Genomic DNA, 18,045 nt, shown 5'->3' on the forward strand with positions numbered 1-18,045 from the left:
TAACATATCCTTACACATCCACCTTTGAGCCGGCGTAATTATTTAGCCGCTTGCCCAATCGCCCGTGCTGCCTCAGCCAAGCGCTGCGTGGCGACGCGGATCTCCTCCGAATTGAGCGAGGCGAAGCCCAGGCGCAAGGCATTTTCAGGATGATCAAACGGTGAAAACAGGCGACCGCTGCGCACCACCAGGTCCAGCTCCAGCGCTTTTTCAGCCAGTCGGTCGACGTCGATTGAGTCGGCGAACCTTACCCACAGCGCCAGCCCGCCTTCGGGTTCCTGCACAGAGATCTGCTCGCCAAAAGCTTCCAGCAAACAACTGAGCAGGGTCTCCCGACGCCGACGGTATTCCCTGGACACCCGCCGCAGGTGCTTCTTCAATTCGCCATCATTGATCAGGTCCGCGAGCATCCGCTGCATCACGGCATCGCCCTGGCCCAGGCTCACCGCCGCCGTACGCTCGAGCACTTCGATGAGGTTCGACGGGGCAACGATATAGCTGCAACGGAAGGTGCTGCCCAGGGACTTGGACAGCGAGCCGATGTAGATCACATGACGCTGCGCGCTGTCACTGGCCAGAGGCAAATAGGGCCGTCCGGCAAAGTGGTATTCGTGGTCGTAGTCTTCCTCGATGATGCAGAAGTCATGCAGCCGGGCCAGTTCCAGGAGCTGCTGGCGACGTCCGGCACGCAGGCTGACGGTGGTAGGAAACTGGTGATGGGGGGTGACGTACATCATCCGTACGTCATGCAGGCGGCACAGCTCGGCGAGCTGGTCGACCCGGCAACCTTCGTCGTCCAGGTCCACGGTGACCAGTTGCGCACCCAACTGGCGGAAAATCTCCCAGGCCGGTGGGTAACTCAGGCGTTCGACCACCACCACATCACCGGGTTTGAGCAACGCGCTGGCGGTCAGGTACAGCGACATCTGCACGCCTTGGGTCAGGCAAATCTGCGGCGCGCCGACCGTCAGGCCGCGATTGTGGCGCAACATTTCGGCCAGGGCGTTGCGCAGGTACTGGCCGCTGCCTTCGCTGCCATGGCGCACGGTGTTGGTGGTAAAGCTGCTGCGCAAGGCATTGCGGTAATAGCGGTGCAGCACGGCTTGCGGCAGCAAGCGATGGTCACAGGCGCCATTGTCGAAAAACAGCGCGCCGGGCCGGTGTTGCAGGGCTGTCACCTGTTCGCCCGGGGTGAAATAGGCCGACGCAGGCACCTCCCGCAATGCCGGGGCAAACGACTTCGGGGCGCGGGTGGCCGGCACCGCGCCTGTCGCCAGCTGCGAACTGACGAAGGTACCGCGACGTTGAAGGCTGACCAGCCAGCCCTTGGTCACCGCCTCCTCGTAGGCAAGGATCACCGTCTTGCGGTTGACGTCCAGAAGTTGCGCCATCTCCCGCGTGCCGGGCAACAGCGCTCCGGGGCGCAGGCGGCCCTCGACAATCGCGCTCACCAGGCCCTCGACGATCTTTCTGTAGGACGCCTGCGGCTGCTCCCCATCGAGTTTGAGCAGCGGGCGCCATTTGCGAAGCTGGACCATATGAATTATCCAAAACTGGAGGTTCTCCTGGTCCTAGTCTACCGCAACAATCGAGCCTCAATTGCCCCGAGGTGTTTATGCAAAACCGCCATGTCGTTGAATTGTTGCCCTCGGGCAAATCCTTCGAAGCTGCCGATCAATTGCTGCTCGACGCCATGCTGGCCAGCGGTCTCGCCGTACCCTTTTCCTGCCGGCGCGGCGCCTGCGGATCGTGCAAGGTCAAGGTGGTGTCGGGCCAGCACCGGGAAAAGCTGCGCACACCCGACACCCCTGCCCCTTCTTATCCGCTCGCGGCTGACGAGATGTTGCTGTGCCAGAGCCATGCCTGCAGCGACATGCGCCTGGAAATCCCCGGCTGGTCACTGGACACGCCCGCGCTGGAAGCCAGCGCACAGGTGATCAGCAAACGCGCGTTGAGCGCCGACATCGTCGAGCTGGTGTTGCTGACTGCCCAGCCACTCGAAGTCCGGGCCGGCCAGTACCTCAGGTTTCGCCTCGACGATGGCGACAGCCGCTGTTTCTCCGTGGCCAATCTACCCGCGCAGGACCAAGGCCGGTTGGTGTTTCATATTCGCCAGGTCAGCGGCGGCCTGTTTTCCGAACGCATCCTGCCGACCTTGCAAGTGGGTGATGCCGTGAAACTCGAAGGCCCCGTGGGCGCCTGCACCTGGCAACACGACGATGAGCGCCCTGTTGTGCTGTTCGCTACCGGGACCGGTTATGCCGGTATCAAGCCCTTGTTGCTGACGGCCCTGGCCCGCCAGGCCGAGGTCACCCTGTATTGGGGTAACTCGGCCCCGGCGGACTTCTACGACGTCGAGTTTCTCGAACGGGCCAGCCAGGCCCATCCACGCTTTCTCTGGCATCGGGTTTTGTCGGCAGACGCCCGCGTACAGCAGGTCGCGTTGACACAGCCCCATGACTGGGCCGAGAGCCAAATCTACGCCTGCGGCAATAGCACGATGATCAACCAGGCCCGCGAAGCCTGCCTGGCGGCAGGTGCGCAGGCGCATCGTTTTGTCGCCGAAGCCTTCGTCCCCAGCGGTGCATTGACGCCAGCGGAGTCGCTCAACACGCGGCACCCGGTGCTGGAAAAAGTCGGCCCGCGCTACTCGCTGGACGGCATGCTCGCCGCCCGCGAGCAAACGGTCAGGGCCCTGGCCGCCATCGCCGATCAATTGAAAGTCGGCATGACCACGGCGCAAGCCCTCGCAATGGCCAGTGAGACATTGCAGGCCATGGGCGCGTCTCACACCTGGCATCCCACCTATATCCGCTTTGGCGAAGACACCGTCCGCACACCCCGCCAAGGCATCGACCTGCTGCGCAAGCTGCGGCCCACCGATATCGCCGTGGTGGACCTTGGCCCGGTGTGGGATGGCTATGAAGGCGACTATGGCGACACCTTCGTATTCGGCGAGCACCCATTGCATGACGCTTGCACGAAGGCCCTTCATGAAGTGTTCGACGAGACCCGCGATGCCTGGCACCGCGGGCTGACCGGGCGCGAGCTGTACGACTTCGCTGAGGGTAGCGCCCTCTCCAAGGGCTGGCGCCTTGAGCGCAACCTGGCCGGACACCGCATCGCCGACTTCCCCCATGCCCTGTTCGGGCAGGACAAGCTGGCTGAAGTCGAGATCGTACCGAGCGAGATGGTCTGGGTGCTGGAGATACAGATCTGCCATCCCACACAACCGGTCGGGGCGTTCTTCGAGGATATTCTGATTGGCGAGGCCAACGGGGGCGTGTAGGGACGGGCCGTACGGTGGACCCGGTGAGTCCAGAGCGGTAACGTTATCCGGGCATTATCACCTCAGCAAAAAGGGAGTTTGCATCATGACCGACGACACAAAAACAAAAGGGCCAGCGTCGTACTTCCCCTCCATCGAAAAAAACTATGGGCAACCCATTAGCCACTGGCTGGATCTGCTCAAGGCCGCCAGTTCCAGGAAGCATATGGAGCTTGTGGCCTTGCTCAAGACTGAACACGACATGGGCCATGGTCACGCCAATGCGTTGGTTGCGTACTTCTTGGCGGCTGAAAAAGGCAATTGATCCACCTCCCGGCGGGCGGTGAACGTGCCTACCCGCCGGGCGTTGCGGCTGTCTCTTGCAGCGTTCGTTCAAGTCGTCGCAGGTGAGCATTCATAATGAGTTTGTGCGCTGGCCCCACTGGCAGCATGTAGAGGCGCCCATAGGTGTTATGGGTGACAACCGACGAGGTGATCGTGAGTACACGGTCAGCGATTGAAAGGCAGATCATCACATCCAGGTGCCGGTCACGCTCGGTCAGCACCAGCATGTCGGGCGCGCTGCGTTCCACCAGGAAGAAGTCCAGCCGGTCGCCGACCTGCACAGCCTCGCGCAAGGTGCCGGAGAACCCACCGATGTGCTTCACACCAAACAACGAGGAAATGGCATCCCTGATTCGGAAAGCCACCTGCATCAACGGCCCCGGTTCGCCGGTCATGATGTTCCAGGCATCCAGCGCGGTGATTTCAGTAGGCAGCGGGGCTGACCGGGTGTCGTAGTAATCAAGCTCTGACGGTGCACGCAGCGTGTGAACAACATCGGTAGTCGTCAACATTATCTTCCCTGATTGCTCGGTTGGAGCGGCTGACCTACATCAATACGATTCCCGTCCGGGTCTTCGAACACAAACGCCCGCAACCCGTAATCCTGATCCTTGAGGCGCTTGATGATCCTCGCCCCATGCTGCACGCAAGCGGCGTGCAGCCTGTCGACATCGTCCACCATCAGGTGGGCAATCGTGAACGCGGCGGCTGGGTGGTTGGGTTGCAAGGTCAAATGCAGCTCGCCCTGGTCGCGCTGCAGAATCATGAAGCCGATCGGGTTTCCATTTTCGAAGGCTTTCGTAAACCCCAGGACCCTGGTGTAAAAATCATGGGCCCTGCCCATGTCCTTTACGGGAAGCGTTACTGCAATTCGTCCGAAACGGACGCCATGATCAACGACTGCGCTCATCGCAGAACCTCAACGTGCAAGCACCATGACACCTGCCAGGCGGTGCTGGTGAGTGTGAAGCGCCTTGCCAAACCTGAAGGAGCAGGACGGTGCCTGCGAGGCAGAGGTTATTTTGCGTAGCTACCGAAGTAAAGAGAGATACGAGGGTCGTTGCCGGGCAATGATCAGCAGGCGGTCGTTCATCTACGATTGCTCGGAGTCGGACCTGAGCCCAAAACCAGCAGGATTGATCAAGCGAACTGAAAGGGGGCGAAGCGCATGCGTTTATTCTCGCCCCCTGCCTCTAACACGGTTTCAGAGATGAAACGCCGGCCCCGCCTCTGCACCTTGTGGAGGCGCTTCAACCTTCACCTTCAGCGCAATCAACAGTGCCGCCAACAGCATCAAGATACCTGCCGCGACAAAGACCCCGCCGATACCACTGAAACTGAACATCGCGCCGCCTGCCGCCGCACCGGCGGCAATCGCCGACTGCACTGAAGCCACCACCATGCCCCCGGCGCTTTCAGCCTGGTCAGGCACTGCCCGCGCCACCCAGTTCGACCAGGCCACCGGCACCCCGCCAAACGCCAGGCCCCAGAGCATCAACAACCACACCTGGCCGGTCACGGTTGCCGGCAACAGCGCCAGGGCGAGCGCCGCAACGCCCACCAGCGCGGGCATCAGCACCAATGTTCCACGCGGCAGACGCACCAGCAGCCAACCAGCCAGCAGCGTGCCGGCAAAGTTCGCAACGCCAAACCCCAGCAACATCAACGCCAGCCCCTCGGCATCGACGCCAGTGGTGCTTTCCAGGAATGGCCGGATATAGGTGAACAGCGCAAAGTGCCCGGTGTGTACCAGCACGCACCCCAACATGCCCACGGCAATGCCCGGGCGCAGCAGCACTTCCAGCACCGTCCTCAAGCGGGCGGTCCTGCGGGGTGCGAGCGGCGGCAGGGTGAACAGCTGGAACACCAGGGTCACGCCGCCCACTGCGGCGGCGGCGAGAAACGCGCTGCGCCAGCCGTACAGCCCACCCAAAAAGCTGCCCAGCGGCACCGCCACGACAGTGCCCACCGCGATGCCGCTGAAGATGATCGACAAAGCACGCGGCAGCAGTGCCGCCGGTACAAGCCGCATCGCCACCGCCGCCGCCATGCTCCAGAAGCCACCCAGGGCGATGCCCAGCAGGACGCGCATCAGCAGCAACACCGTGAGGCTCGACGAGACCGCCACCAGCAGGTTGGAGCAGATCATCAGTGCGCTGAAGCACAACAGCACCACGCGCCGGTCGATCCCGCGGGTCAGGCCCGGTACCAGCAACCCGGCGAACAACGCCACCACCGCCGTGACTGTCACCGCCTGCCCTGCCAAGGCTTCCGAGACGCCGAGTTCGGCCGCCATCGGCGTCAACAAACTGGCCGGCAGGTACTCCGCCGTGAGTAATCCGAACACGCCCATCGCCAACGAAAACACCGCCATCCAGGCCGGTGTCGCGGGCGCCACATCTGCACCGGTTACGGCGTCACACACACAACTGCTCATCACTGGTCACCCTCCAAAAGTTATCGCGACCGCCAGTCTAGGTACGCAGGGCAGGATGATCTATGATGCAAAATCTTGAATCCTTTACCGAAACCCCGAAAATGATGCCTCCAGAACCGTTCGACGTGTCCTCTGACCTCATCAACGAGCTGTTGCGCGGCATGCGCCTGCGGGGCGTCGAGTACCGCCGTATCCAGGCCGGGCCGGCGTTTGGCCTGGGCTTTGCGGCCAAACCCGGGCATGCGTACTTCCACCTTGTCGCCGCCGGCGGCGTCACCCTGCGTTCCGAGGACGGCACGCTGTACGAACTGACGCCGGGCAACGCCGTGTTCATCTCCCACGGGGGCGCCCATCAGTTGCTCTCCAGCCCGGAGGTGCCGGTGCAGGACATCGACAGCTTCAACGCCGCAGCCCTCGGCGATGCGGTGTGTGCCGTGGATGCCCGCGCCGATGCAGGCGTGGCTCAAAGCACCCTGCTCTTCAGCGGCTGCATGGAGTTTGAACTGGGGAGTTTGCACGGCCTTGGCCGCCTGATGCCGGACCTGATGCTGATCGACGCCAAGGGCCAACGTTATCCGGGGCTGATGCCGATCCTGGCGGCCATGGAGCGTGAAGTCAGCAGCGCCCGCATCGGCTTCGCCGGCATTCTGGCGCGCCTGGCGGACGTGGTGGCGGCCATGGTTGTTCGGGGCTGGGTCGAATGTGCCTGCGGGAATGCGTCCGGCCTGGTGGCCGCGCTACGCGACCCGCGCCTGGCCAAGGCCCTGCTGGCGTTGCATCAACAGCCTGGGCGCGACTGGACGGTGGAAGAGCTCGCGGCGCAGTGTCATACCTCGCGCTCGGTGTTCGCCCAACACTTTCAAACCACGATCGGCACGCCACCGTTGCGCTACGCCACCGAACTGCGGATGCGCCTGGCCAGCCAGTGGCTGACGCTGGAGCGGCTGCCCATTGAAACCGTGGCGCAGCGCCTTGGCTATAACTCCCAGGCCGCGTTCAGCCGGGCATTCAAGCGCGTCACCGGGCAGCCGCCGGGGGCCAGCCGGCGACAGGCGATTTAATGAAAGGGTAGCGTCAGTCGTCTTGAGTCGCTTGCCGCATCAAGTCGGTGAACAGTTGCAGAACCCGCGCATCATCCACGCCCAACAATCGATCCCCCACATAGCATTCGGTCTTGCACCATCCCGGCACCTCGGTGGGTTGCAGGTGTGTGAACAGCCAACACCCGTGCTGGCGGGCAATCTCATCGCGGGCGTTGAGCAGTGCCGCGCAGTCTGCGTCGAAATACAGGTGAAGCATATTCACCTGAGGCGTGCGCGGCAGGGTGCGAATGCCGGGAATCGCTTGCAGGCAGGTCGCCAGGCGCAGGGCGCGCTGATAGCAGGCCTCCAGCATCCCCAGGCGTTGGTCAAAGCGCATGGCCGTGGAGACCACCATCGGGCTCTGCTTTATCAAGGTGCCGCCCAGCCGTTTACGCCACAGGCGGGCCTGCTGGATAAAGTCGGTGTCGCCCGCCAGCAGCGAGCCGGCGATACCGCCGAGGCCCTTGTAGGCCGAGACGTACACGGAGGAGAAACCTTCAGCGATTTCGGCGTAAGAGCGCTGGTAGTAGGCGCGGGTTTCCCATAGGCGGGCCCCGTCCATATGCAGCGGTGTATTCGAGGCCGCCGCCGTCGCCTTCAAGGCCTCCAGTTCATGCCATTCAGGCAGTTGCCCACCGATCTCCCGGGCAGGCAGCTCCACCACCAGGCAGCTCAGTGGCTCGGCAATCGCTGCAAGGTCGTCGGCCAGGATCGGTCGCAAGCGGTGGCCCACCATCACCCCATGCAAGTGCAGCAAGGCCTGGAACGCCTGCTCTTCGTGCAGCTGCAAATGCGAGGACGCATGTATCCCGAAGCGCGGCAGCCGGCGTCGCTCGCTCCAGATATTGAGCGCAATCAATTGCGCCATTACGCCACTGGGCATGAACACTGCCGCGGGCTTGCCCAACAATTCGGCGACCTTGGCTTCAAAGCCTTCGATCAAGGCACCGCTGCCATAGTTGTCATGGGACACATGGTTGGCCTGTGCCCAGTCCGCCATTTCCTGGAACCACTGGGCCGGCGTGGGCTCTGCAAACCCATTGATCTCTACAGTGCAGGCCGCCTTGAGTTGGCGGCGTTCTTCATCAATGTCTGGTGTCACGGTTGAGCGCCTGTGCAGGGAGGAAGTACGTCCAGGAATGGCCGGCCTGGTGAACGTATCAGTCCTTGACGAGGCTGGCCATGCGCAGCCTTAAAAGATCATGCCCACTCACCACCACAATCCCCACCAGCACCAGCACCGAGCCCACGATGAACGATGACTGCAGCGTCTCGTCCGGCAACCACACCAGCAGGCTCAGGAACGAGAACACCACCGTCTGGAAGGCCAGGCTGGCGACGGTAATGGCCGAGAAATGCACCCGGATTTGCCCGGTCGCACACGCCAGCGCAGCCAGGATCACAAATGCCTCGGCAAAAGGACCGTTGACGCGGGCTTTTATGACAAAAAATTCATACAGCTAAACTGTACAGTTTTTCTGCAAGCATGCTAACGTCCGGGCATGAACAAACCTTCCATCACCTCCGAAACCCAATCCGCCGCCCTGGCTGCCGAGCTGCGCATCTCCCTGGGCAAGCTGATACGCCGGCTGCGGGAACAAACCCATCCGAACGATTTCACTTCCGCCCAGAAGTCGGTGCTGCTGCGCCTGGACCGAGACGGGCCCAGCACCGTCTCGGCCCTGGCCCGGGCGGAGAGCGTGCGGCCGCAGTCCATGCGCATCACCGTGGCCGGGCTGGAAACGATGAAAGCGATCAGGGGCAAACCCGACCCCAGCGATGGGCGCCAAACCCTGATCGAGCTGACTCCCGGCTTTCGTAAGCACCTGATCGCCAGCCGGGCGGCCAAGGACGATTGGCTGCTGCGGGCGCTGCAGGAGCAACTGTCTGCCGAAGAACAAGCTGAACTCGCGGCAGCGGTAAAGCTGCTGGAGCGCCTCGCCGACTTTTGAGCCCCCTACCCGTTCGAGGACATCCCATGGCCGTCACCTTGCTGGATCCCAACACCGCGCTGATCATCGTGGACTTGCAAAAAGGCATCGCCGAATACCCGTTCATCCACCCCATCGGCGGCGTGGTGGAACGCTCCCGTGCACTGCTCGACGCGTTCCGCGAGCGCGGCATGCCGGTGGTGCTGGTCAACGTCACAGGCTTCGCCCCCGGGCGCACCGAGCGGCCACGGCGCAGCGATGTATTTCCACCGGGATGGGCCGACCTGCTGCCCGAACTCGATCAGCAACCCGGCGACATTGGGGTGACCAAACGCACCTGGGGTGCCTTCGCCAGCACCGATCTTGAGGCGCAACTCAAAGCACGCGGCGTGACCCAAGTGGTGATCACCGGCGTTGCTACCGGAACCGGCGTGGAGTCCACCGCGCGCCAGGCCTACGAGGCCGGCTTCAACGTGACCCTGGCCGTCGATGCCATGACCGACGCGAACGCCGAGGCCCATCACTACAGCCTGAACCAGGTATTCCCGAAGCTGGGGGAAACCGGCACGGCGCAAGAGATCATCGGCTTGCTTGAAACAAGGGGGGCGTGACGATGCAATGGCATGAGCTGGTGTCTTATTTCTTCGGCGGCGTATTGCTCGCCAACGCGCTGCCCCATTGCCTCAGTGGCTTGATGGGCCAGTCCTTCCAGACGCCGTTTGCCAAGCCGCGCGGCCAGGGGCGGTCCTCCTCGACGCTGAATGTGCTCTGGGGTTTTCTCAACCTGGTGATCGGCTACGTGCTGGTCTGCCGGGTCGGGGACTTCGACCTCAAAAACACCGCTGATGTGCTCGCCCTCGGGCTCGGGGCCTTGGCCCTGAGTGTTTTCCTGGCGCAGCATTTCGGGCGCTTCAACGGTGGTCATTCCTCAGGGCCGGTGTGAGTTCGATGGGCATTTTCCGCTCGCTGCGCAGCGTCAACTACCGCATTTGGGCCGCCGGCGCCCTGGTGTCGAATATCGGCACCTGGATGCAACGCACGGCCCAGGACTGGCTGGTGCTGACCCAGCTCACGCCGCATAACGCGTCGGCCGTCGGCATCGTCATGGCGTTGCAGTTCGGGCCGCAATTGCTGTTGCTGCCCTGGACCGGCTTCGCCGCCGATCACTACGACAAGCGCAAGCTGCTGATGGTCACCCAGGGCGTGATGGGCGTGCTGGCGCTGATGCTGGGGGTGTTTACCCTGACCGGCATCGTGCAGCTGTGGCACGTGTATGTGTTCGCGTTTTTGTCCGGCTGCGCCTCGGCCTTCGATGCACCGGTGCGGCAGATATTCGTGGCGGAGCTGGTGGGCGAAGCGGACCTGTCCAATGCCATCGCGCTCAATTCCACCTCGTTCAACATGGCGCGCATGATTGGTCCGGCGGTGGCCGGAGTGACCATCGCGTCGGTGGGCACCGGCTGGGCGTTCCTGCTCAATGGCGCGAGCTTTTTCGCGGTGCTGGCCTCGCTGTTTCTGCTGCGGGTTTCCGGCCTGCACACCAGCCTGCGGGCGCTGCGCACCAAGGGCAGCCTGACTGAAGGCCTGCGCTATGTGTGGGCGCGGCCGGACCTGATGGCGATCCTGATCATGCTGTTCTTGATCGGCACCTTCGGCATGAATTTTCCGATCTTCATCTCGACCATGGCCGTCACCGTGTTCCACGCCGATGCCCGCGGCTATGGCCTGCTGACGTCGACCCTGGCCATCGGCACCGTTGCCGGGGCGCTGCTCGCAGCCGGTCGCGAGCGGCCACACTTCAAGGCGTTGTTGATCGGCGCACTGGTGTTCGGGGTGGGCTGCACGCTGGCGGCGATTGCCCCGAACTATTGGTTGTTCGCCGGGGCGCTGGTGATCATCGGCGTGGGCGCGCTGACCTTCAGCAACACCACCAACAGCCTGATGCAACTCACCACCGAACCTTCCATGCGCGGGCGGGTAATCGCCCTGCGGGTGGGCGTGGCCCTGGGCGGCACACCGATTGGCGCACCGATTGTGGGCTGGGTGGCCGACCATCTTGGCCCGCGCTGGGCGTTGGCGGTCGGCGCGGCCTCGGGCATCCTGGCTGCCGGCGTGGCGGTGTACACCATGACGCGCAAGCTGGATCGGCCTAAAAATATCTGATGGGCAACACAGCTCCCACAGTTGATCTTCGCAGGCTCGCACAGTTGATCGTTCCCACGCTCTGCGTGGGAATACATCCTGTGACGCTCCGCGTCACCATTGCGCAGGACTTGAACCTTGCATCGTCAGCTGGACGCAGAGCGTCCGAGGCGGCATTCCCACGCAGAGCGTGGGAACGATCAATATCTGAAGGGCAACACGAATCCAGTGTGGGAGCTGTCGAGCTTCAGCGAGGCTGCGAAGAGGTCCTGTCAGGCAATAAAGATGTCGCCTGCCAGTCCGCCATCGCAGCCTCGCTAAAGCTCGACAGCTCCTACAGTGGATCTCTCGCGTATCATCACCCTCCTCGCTCCTCAAGGAATCCCCATGTCTTCAAGCAAACGCGACAGCGCACGCATCGAACGTCGCCTGGTCGCGACCCTGACCGATGCCTGTGAGATCGCGAAAGCCGAAATCACCGGCTTCGACTGGCTGACCCACGAAGTCGACTACCAGGCCTTTGCCCAAAGCCTGCTGGTCATCTGGGTATTCGATACCAGGGCGAACCGGGAACTGGCCCTTTCTACCGGACTGGACCTGCGCATGCGCGAGCTGACGGCCACCGCGCTGGAGGATGCCGGGGTGGATCGCCCTTCTTCGCACCGCTACGTGCGCTTCGACTCCGAGGAAGAATGCCACCTGCAGCATGGCGGCAATTGGCGCCTGCGCCTGCTCAAACTGTATGCGGTAAAGGGGTAAAGCCTTGGCTAAAGATATCGAGAACCCGTGCGTCTCAACCTGCCAGCTCAGTGGTGAGCTGTGCGTGAGTTGTGGACGCACCAAGGACGATATTCGCAAATGGAAAAAGATGAAGCGGCCAGAGAAGATGGCCGCTGTGCAGCGCGCAACGTTGCGCTTGAAGACGTTGAAAAAGGGCAAGTGACGCACCCGGTTTCAGGCCTTCAAGTACGCCCGACTGACCCCGTCACCGGCAAATTCCCGAGCAACTTGAGCCCGGTGGTTTTCACAAACGTCGCGTAGTCCATCGGCTTCTCGATACGGGTTTCAGCGTTGGGCAGTACATACGCCCAGGCGCGCTTGGACGACACGTCGTAAACCAGCTTGAACAGGCGAGTCGGCACCCAGACCTTGTTGTCGCCAATGGTGCTGTAGCCCGGGTCAAACAACGGGCCGGTGAACACGAACACATTGCCGTCGGCGCGCTTGGCAAACTTGCGCACGTCCGCCTCGACCTTGCTCCAGATCTTGCGGTTGTTGGTCGGGTCTTGCGGGACCATGTTCGACAGCGCAAAGGACTGGGCCATGGCGTTGGTGCTCGGCGCATCCGCCGCCGGGGATTGATGGCCACGGTCCACGGCCGGGTGTTGGCCACGGTAGTCGCTCAACTCGGCGCGCGCGCCTTTGGGAATACGCGGGTCGGGGTAGAACTGGTTGGTGCGTTCTTCGCCTTTGGCATCCTTCAACTGGCCGGCATTCAGGCGTTCGACCACCACCAGCGGGGTCTTGCTGGTTTGCGAGTACAGCACCGCGAAATTATCGGAACACAGCGCCAGGGGTTTCATGGTGGCCGGCACGGTGGCCGTGTTGATCGGTTGTGCGGCCGGGAACAGGTCGGCGCAACTGTCGAACGATGGCTTTTTCTGTTGGCTTGAATACAGATCCAGGGCCGCGCCCTGGCTGATGGAGCCCGAGCGGGATGTATGGGATTGAGGTGGTGTGATGAGGTCCAGCAGGCCACGGGCTTGCGCCCCGGTGGAGAGCAAAACAAGGGCCGACAGCCCAACTGCAATTTTGCGTAGGTGCATGGGTTAAATCTTCAAAGTTCGATTGCGGGGCTTATGGACCCTTGGATGTGACTTTAGTGCGAAGCAGCGCTGCAAAATACCCTGAACACGGTTTACGTAAGTGACTGATAGGTTTGAAGATAAGCTCGCAGCATGCGGGTCACCTGCTGTTCCAGGCCGGCTTCAAAGGCCGCAGATGCATTGCCTTCAAGCAACGCCCGCACCGGTCCCACCACCGCGCTGAGTGAGATGGCGGCGGTAAGGGATGGGTCTTCAAAACGCGCATCCGACGCCGTCGCCAACATCGCTGCAATCGCGGCCACCACCCGCTTGTTGATCCGCGCCACAAGCTCCGCACCGCCCCGCTCACCTGCGATGGCATACAGGGCTTTGGACGCCGTCGGGTCCATCAGCTTCACGGCGAGAAAAGCCGTGACAAACCCCGATGCCATTTCCGCCACCGTGGTGCCCTGGTGTTGATCGCACGCCTGCTCGACGGTCTCGGCCACCTGCACCAGATGCTTCTCCAATACCGCAGCAAGCAGTGCATCGCGGTTCGGATAGTACTGATAGAGACTGCCCACCGACATGCCCGCCCGCTCGGCCACGCGGGTCGTGGTGCAGCGGACCAGGCCCTGAGCGGTCAAAACCTGAAGGGTTGCCGTGTGCAGCGCTTCCACCGTCGCCGCCGACCGGGCCTGGACCGCTGATTTTCTTGGCTTTAACGACGCTTTGAGAGGGCTCATGGAATGCGAATTCTAAACCTGAAGGATCCTTCATATTATAGGCTTCCTCCCGTCAAGCAAGAGCTCCGACCATGACCACCAGCACATTCAATCTCGGCGATCGCACCGTCAACCGCATCGGCTACGGCGCCATGCAACTGGCCGGCCCAGGCGTGTTTGGCCCGCCCAAGGACCGTGATGCAGCGCTGGCCGTACTGCGCGAGGCTGTCGCTTGCGGCGTGAACCATATCGACACCAGCGACTTCTATGGGCCGCATGTCACCAATCAGATTATTCGTGAGGCACTGCACCCGTATAAAGACGATCTCACGATCGTCACCAAGGTAGGCGCCCGCCGTGGCGACGATGGCGCCTGGTTCAACGCTTCGTCGAAGGCCGAGCTGACCCAGGCCGTGCACGACAACCTGCGCAACCTGGGCCTGGATGTGCTGGACGTGGTGAATGTGCGGGCCATGCACGGCGTGATGGGCACTGCCGAAGGCTCGATCGAGGAACCCCTGAGTGCCATTGCCGAGCTGCAACAACAGGGCCTGATACGCCATATCGGCATCAGCAACGTTACCCCGACGCAGGTCGCCGAGGCGCGAAAAATCGTGCGCTTCGTGTGCGTCCAGAACCTGTACAACATCGCCCACCAGCACGATAACGCGATGCTCGACGAATTGGCCCGGGACGGCATTGCCTATGTGCCATTCTTCCCGCTGGGCGGGTTCTCGCCAGTGCAGTCAGCGGTGTTGTCGAACGTCGCACAGCGCCTCGGCGTCACCCCGATGCAACTGGCCCTGGCATGGCTGCTGCGCCGTTCCCCGAATATCCTGCTGATCCCGGGAACGTCCTCGGTCACCCATCTACGGGAAAACATCGCGGTGGGCGAGCTGGATCTTTCGGACGAGGCACTCGCAGAGCTGAACACCCTCGCAGGCTGACCTTCACGCCAGCAGTTCTGCGATCCACCGCGCCTGCTGGGCGACCTCTTGCACCTTGTCCTCGGGCACCGCTTGCCGCGCCTGGGCGAAGTCGCTCAGGGTCTGCTGTTTGTGGCGCAGGATGCGCTGCCACTTGAGCAGGAATTCCGGGCTGCGGGCCTGCATTTGCAGCGGGCCGAAGTACAGTTCTTCGGCGGTGTAGGTCACAGGCCCGGCGTGCTCGGCAACGATGATTTCGTAGAAGAAGCGGTTCTCCCGCAGCAGCTCTTCGCACACGATGCGGTAGCCGTTCTCCATCAACCATTGGCGCAACGGTTGCTCGCCGCCGTTGGGCTGCAGCACCAGGCGCTCCCGGCCGTTGAGGCGCGCCTTGTCGCTGTCGAGGATGTCGCGGATGGTCTCGCCGCCCATGCCGCAGATGCTGATCGCGTTAATCCCGTCTCCCGGCTCGATCGCCGCCAGGCCACTGGCCAGGCGTACGGTGATGTGTCGCTCCAGCTCGTTCTCGCGCACCGTGCGCTCGGCTGCGCGAAACGGCGTCAGGGCCACCTCGCCCGCCACCGCCGCCACGATGGCGCCGCGGCGCATCAATGCCACCGGCAGGTAGCCGTGGTCGGAGCCGATATCCGCCAGGCGCGCCCCGGCGGGGACGTGCGTCGCCACGCGCTCAAGGCGCATGGACAATGTGTGTTCGTTCAACTGCCGTTCCTTTTCGGTAATACCCTGGCCATTGTATTGCGGGTTCATCAAAGAGGAACGTCACTTTGGTGAGCGCCGTCAATCAGTGGCCGCCAGCCTTACCAGTTCCTTGCGCAACAGCGAACGATCCAGCACCGCCATCCCGGCCTGCCAGTCGATGGAAAGCAACTGGCTCAGTTTTTCCTGGCTGACCTTGGGCTCAGCCAGGAAATAACTTTTGCACTCGCGGATACTGATGAGATTCACCAGCCAGTCCTCCCCCTGCGCCGCCAGCCAATCAGCGATGGTCGAGCGATGCTTTCGGACCAGCGCACCGGCATCCCACACCGTCATCTGCGCAAAAACCTGCGGCAGGTTGCTGTCGGCTTTCAGCCACTTCAGGTCACCCTCCAACGCGCCTGCAAGGTCTGACTCGATAGTGGCCTGGCACTCGGAGAAATACCGCTCAGGCCAGTCTGCCGCGAGTTCGGCCAGCAGCGCGAGGGTTTCATAAGCCCGAATATCCGCCGCGGATGTCAACTGCCCGGTAAAATTCAGGGTATTGTCCAGGATTGCCGTGGCCAGCAGCGCGGCACTGTGCTCACTGATCAGCGGCAACAAACCGGCCGCTTCCCAACGCAGGAAAACCTGCGTCGCTGCTGCACCGATCAAACGGATGTCTGCGGCACTTCCCAGCCTCTGCGCCCAATAGGTTTCAAACCCCGGGTGATGGTCAATCACCTCCACCACCTGATCGAGCACGACCACCGGGTCGAAGTGGTGGAAGTCCGAGATATCCACCATCACAAACTCATCGCCGGGCCCGGGCCGGTAGTCATCCAGTGATGATAGCCAGCCGAGCACGGTCCTGGAGATGCTGGCATTCAGTGGAGCACTGCTGACGGCACGCGCCTCGATTCCCTGACGATTCAACAACTCGGCATACGCAATGCAGCAGGCGTATGCATCGATGTCCAGATACGACGAGCCGGAGGTGACTACCCTCATCGAAAAAACTCCATGATTTCATATTTTTGGCAGGCAAATTTCACACGCCTTTATGACGAAAACATGACTAAATGGACAGAACAACCCTGGAGATTCGAGCAATGACGTCATTTCGCGTTCGCGAGCTGAGCAGTACGGACACTGAAGCATTGCTGGCCTTCGAAGCCCGTAACCGTGACTGGTTCGAGTCGCATATCGAGGCGCGCGACCCATCGTTTTACTCGGTGCAGGGCGTCGCCGAGCATATTGACGGTTATCTATCAGGCCTGGCCACCGGCACATGGCACCCGTTCGTGATCGAAGACGCCAACGGCGAAATCGTCGGTCGCGCCAACCTGAAAAGCATCGACTCGCCAAAGGGCTCTGCCGAAGTCGGCTACCGCGTGGGTGAGCGCTCGTGCGGGCAAGGGCTGGCAACCCTGGCGCTGAACCATCTGATCCGCGAGGCACAGGCGCGCTGGGCACTGACCCAACTGGTGGCGTACGTGTACCCCGAGAATGTGGGCTCACAAAAAGTCCTCACCCGCTGCGGTTTCGTGCCCGACCAGCCCGCACCGGACGGCAAGCCCCAGGGCGAAAACCGCTTTGTCCTGACATTCCAGGCCTGAAGACCCGGCCCGCCGGCGAACCTTTACCCGGTAAACACCGTCCGAGCTAGGGCATTGATGTTTACCGCTCGCCGCGAGGTTTCCGTTTGAAAGCTGCCATCATCAAAAAATACCGCCTGATCATCAAGACCATGGGCTATGTAGGCTGGGCGCTGTTCTGGCTGCTGCTCTGGGATATCGCCGTCACCGTGGACTTCATGCTGTTCCTCAACAGCAAGATCAACCTGCCGCTGATGCCGCTCACCCTGCTCGGCTCGGCGCTGGTGGTGTTGATCAGTTTCCGCAACAGCAGCGCCTACAACCGCTGGTGGGAAGCACGCACGTTATGGGGGGCGATGGTCAACAATTCCCGCAGCTTCGCCCGGCAAGTGCTGACGCTGCTGGATGACCCGGACAATGAGGTCAACCCGATAAAGGCGACCTTGCTGCGCCGTCACGTGGCGTATGTGAACTGCCTGGCGGCGCACTTGCGGGGCCAGCCTTGCCCGGAAGAAATCCGCGCCTTCCTGCCGGCCGACGAGTTCGCCCGCAGCACCAGTACCAATAACTTTTCCAACGACATCATCAACGGCTCCGCAGCCCTGCTGGCCCAGGAATACAAGGCCGGGCGCCTGGACAGCATTCGCCTGGCACGGTTGGAGTCGACCCTGGTGGATTTGTCCAACAGCCAGGGCGGCATGGAGCGCATCGCCAATACGCCGCTGCCCTACCCTTACGTGTATTTCCCACGGCTGTTCATCTCGCTGTTCTGCCTGATCGTGCCGGTGGGCCTGGTGGAATCCCTGGGCTGGTTCACCCCGCTGGCGTCCACGGTGGTGGGCTTCATGCTGCTGGCCATCGAACGCATCGGCACCGATTTGCAAAGCCCGTTCCGCGACAGCGAGCACCAGATCCAGATGGAAGCCCTTTGCGAAACCATCGAGAAAAACCTGCAGTCGATGCAGCGTGATTCCCTGGGGGGCGAGCGGATCAGTTAATCCTTGCCGGGCCGTTAACAAAAAAATCCAGCCAGTGGTGAATTATTCAGTGTCCGCATGTATCTGACCCATTAAGCGCATGCCACCAAAAC

At 62.2% G+C, this 18,045-nt stretch carries 22 protein-coding genes; 12 read left to right on the top strand and 10 right to left on the bottom strand.

Annotation, left to right across the window (positions count from 1 at the left end; all coding sequences use genetic code 11):
• Window positions 1–38: 38 nt before the first annotated feature.
• The gene (locus HX818_RS30260; RefSeq protein ID WP_177021307.1) at window positions 39–1,538 is read right to left on the bottom strand and encodes a PLP-dependent aminotransferase family protein; all 1,500 of its coding nucleotides are present in this window, start codon (window positions 1,536–1,538) and stop codon (window positions 39–41) included.
• A 77-nt stretch (window positions 1,539–1,615) separates the two neighbouring features.
• On the opposite strand from HX818_RS30260, the gene HX818_RS30265 reads away from it, so the two are divergent.
• Together HX818_RS30265 and HX818_RS30270 are read left to right on the top strand one after the other, a co-directional pair.
• The gene (locus HX818_RS30265; protein WP_177009652.1) at window positions 1,616–3,289 is read left to right on the top strand and encodes a M24 family metallopeptidase; all 1,674 of its coding nucleotides are present in this window, start codon (window positions 1,616–1,618) and stop codon (window positions 3,287–3,289) included.
• An 85-nt stretch (window positions 3,290–3,374) separates the two neighbouring features.
• Window positions 3,375–3,593, top strand: coding sequence for a DUF4287 domain-containing protein (locus HX818_RS30270; protein WP_177021308.1), 219 nt, complete (start codon window positions 3,375–3,377; stop codon window positions 3,591–3,593).
• Between the two features lie 28 nt (window positions 3,594–3,621).
• On the opposite strand, the gene HX818_RS30275 is transcribed toward HX818_RS30270, so the two are convergent.
• From HX818_RS30275 to HX818_RS30285, 3 genes are all read right to left on the bottom strand, one after another.
• The gene (locus HX818_RS30275; RefSeq protein ID WP_177021309.1) at window positions 3,622–4,125 is read right to left on the bottom strand and encodes a DUF2867 domain-containing protein; all 504 of its coding nucleotides are present in this window, start codon (window positions 4,123–4,125) and stop codon (window positions 3,622–3,624) included.
• Window positions 4,125–4,523, bottom strand: coding sequence for a glyoxalase/bleomycin resistance/extradiol dioxygenase family protein (locus HX818_RS30280; protein WP_087693746.1), 399 nt, complete (start codon window positions 4,521–4,523; stop codon window positions 4,125–4,127). The genes HX818_RS30275 and HX818_RS30280 overlap by 1 nt, the downstream gene beginning before the upstream one ends.
• A 294-nt stretch (window positions 4,524–4,817) precedes the next feature.
• A complete protein-coding gene (locus HX818_RS30285) occupies window positions 4,818–6,050 on the bottom strand; it encodes an MFS transporter (protein WP_102368492.1) in 1,233 nt (410 codons plus the stop codon).
• A 65-nt stretch (window positions 6,051–6,115) separates the two neighbouring features.
• On the opposite strand from HX818_RS30285, the gene HX818_RS30290 reads away from it, so the two are divergent.
• Window positions 6,116–7,111 carry an AraC family transcriptional regulator gene (locus HX818_RS30290; protein ID WP_177021310.1) on the top strand — a complete coding sequence of 332 codons (996 nt, stop codon included), beginning with the start codon at window positions 6,116–6,118 and terminating at the stop codon, window positions 7,109–7,111.
• A 13-nt stretch (window positions 7,112–7,124) separates the two neighbouring features.
• Here the strand turns inward: HX818_RS30290 and HX818_RS30295 are convergent, their stop codons facing one another.
• Window positions 7,125–8,234, bottom strand: a complete 1,110-nt coding sequence (locus HX818_RS30295; RefSeq protein ID WP_177021311.1) for a beta-eliminating lyase-related protein — start codon at window positions 8,232–8,234, stop codon at window positions 7,125–7,127.
• Between the two features lie 58 nt (window positions 8,235–8,292).
• Window positions 8,293–8,535 (bottom strand): hypothetical protein, encoded by a 243-nt coding sequence (locus tag HX818_RS30300; protein ID WP_177021312.1) that lies wholly within the window; start codon window positions 8,533–8,535, stop codon window positions 8,293–8,295.
• A gap of 99 nt (window positions 8,536–8,634) precedes the next feature.
• On the opposite strand from HX818_RS30300, the gene HX818_RS30305 reads away from it, so the two are divergent.
• The 6 genes from HX818_RS30305 to HX818_RS30330 all read left to right on the top strand — a co-directional run bounded on the left by HX818_RS30305 (window position 8,635) and on the right by HX818_RS30330 (window position 12,148).
• Window positions 8,635–9,084: a MarR family winged helix-turn-helix transcriptional regulator gene (locus tag HX818_RS30305; protein ID WP_003214523.1), complete on the top strand. Its 450-nt coding sequence runs from the start codon at window positions 8,635–8,637 to the stop codon at window positions 9,082–9,084.
• Window positions 9,085–9,110: 26 nt separating this feature from the next.
• On the top strand, window positions 9,111–9,674 hold the full coding sequence (locus HX818_RS30310; RefSeq protein WP_177021313.1) for an isochorismatase family protein: 564 nt from the start codon (window positions 9,111–9,113) through the stop codon (window positions 9,672–9,674).
• Between the two features lie 2 nt (window positions 9,675–9,676).
• A complete protein-coding gene (locus tag HX818_RS30315; RefSeq protein WP_008438861.1) occupies window positions 9,677–10,006 on the top strand; it encodes a hypothetical protein in 330 nt (109 codons plus the stop codon).
• A 5-nt stretch (window positions 10,007–10,011) separates the two neighbouring features.
• Window positions 10,012–11,226 (top strand): MFS transporter, encoded by a 1,215-nt coding sequence (locus HX818_RS30320; protein WP_008438863.1) that lies wholly within the window; start codon window positions 10,012–10,014, stop codon window positions 11,224–11,226.
• A 366-nt stretch (window positions 11,227–11,592) separates the two neighbouring features.
• Window positions 11,593–11,964: a hypothetical protein gene (locus tag HX818_RS30325; protein ID WP_008433303.1), complete on the top strand. Its 372-nt coding sequence runs from the start codon at window positions 11,593–11,595 to the stop codon at window positions 11,962–11,964.
• A 4-nt stretch (window positions 11,965–11,968) separates the two neighbouring features.
• On the top strand, window positions 11,969–12,148 hold the full coding sequence (locus HX818_RS30330; RefSeq protein WP_003207939.1) for a DUF1289 domain-containing protein: 180 nt from the start codon (window positions 11,969–11,971) through the stop codon (window positions 12,146–12,148).
• 19 nt (window positions 12,149–12,167) lie between these two features.
• Here HX818_RS30330 and HX818_RS30335 read toward each other — a convergent pair whose 3' ends face one another.
• Both HX818_RS30335 and HX818_RS30340 read right to left on the bottom strand, forming a co-directional pair.
• Complete coding sequence (locus HX818_RS30335; protein WP_008433300.1) at window positions 12,168–13,031, bottom strand: DNA/RNA non-specific endonuclease; 864 nt, start codon at window positions 13,029–13,031, stop codon at window positions 12,168–12,170.
• A 92-nt stretch (window positions 13,032–13,123) separates the two neighbouring features.
• Window positions 13,124–13,756, bottom strand: a complete 633-nt coding sequence (locus HX818_RS30340; protein ID WP_023659027.1) for a TetR/AcrR family transcriptional regulator — start codon at window positions 13,754–13,756, stop codon at window positions 13,124–13,126.
• Between the two features lie 71 nt (window positions 13,757–13,827).
• On the opposite strand from HX818_RS30340, the gene HX818_RS30345 reads away from it, so the two are divergent.
• Window positions 13,828–14,682, top strand: coding sequence for an aldo/keto reductase family oxidoreductase (locus HX818_RS30345; protein WP_177021314.1), 855 nt, complete (start codon window positions 13,828–13,830; stop codon window positions 14,680–14,682).
• 3 nt (window positions 14,683–14,685) lie between these two features.
• Here the strand turns inward: HX818_RS30345 and HX818_RS30350 are convergent, their stop codons facing one another.
• A complete protein-coding gene (locus HX818_RS30350; protein WP_177021325.1) occupies window positions 14,686–15,381 on the bottom strand; it encodes a tRNA (adenine(22)-N(1))-methyltransferase TrmK in 696 nt (231 codons plus the stop codon).
• Window positions 15,382–15,459: 78 nt separating this feature from the next.
• Entirely contained in the window at window positions 15,460–16,368 is a 909-nt protein-coding gene (locus HX818_RS30355) for a bifunctional oligoribonuclease/PAP phosphatase NrnA (RefSeq protein WP_177021315.1), read from the bottom strand.
• A 101-nt stretch (window positions 16,369–16,469) separates the two neighbouring features.
• On the opposite strand from HX818_RS30355, the gene HX818_RS30360 reads away from it, so the two are divergent.
• Window positions 16,470–16,976 (top strand): GNAT family N-acetyltransferase, encoded by a 507-nt coding sequence (locus tag HX818_RS30360; protein WP_102605056.1) that lies wholly within the window; start codon window positions 16,470–16,472, stop codon window positions 16,974–16,976.
• An 86-nt stretch (window positions 16,977–17,062) separates the two neighbouring features.
• Window positions 17,063–17,953 carry a bestrophin family protein gene (locus tag HX818_RS30365; protein WP_087692921.1) on the top strand — a complete coding sequence of 297 codons (891 nt, stop codon included), beginning with the start codon at window positions 17,063–17,065 and terminating at the stop codon, window positions 17,951–17,953.
• Window positions 17,954–18,045: the final 92 nt, after the last annotated feature.

Origin of the sequence: Pseudomonas sp. F9001, assembly GCF_013385435.1 — a bacterium.
Taxonomy (GTDB): Bacteria; Pseudomonadota; Gammaproteobacteria; order Pseudomonadales; family Pseudomonadaceae; genus Aquipseudomonas.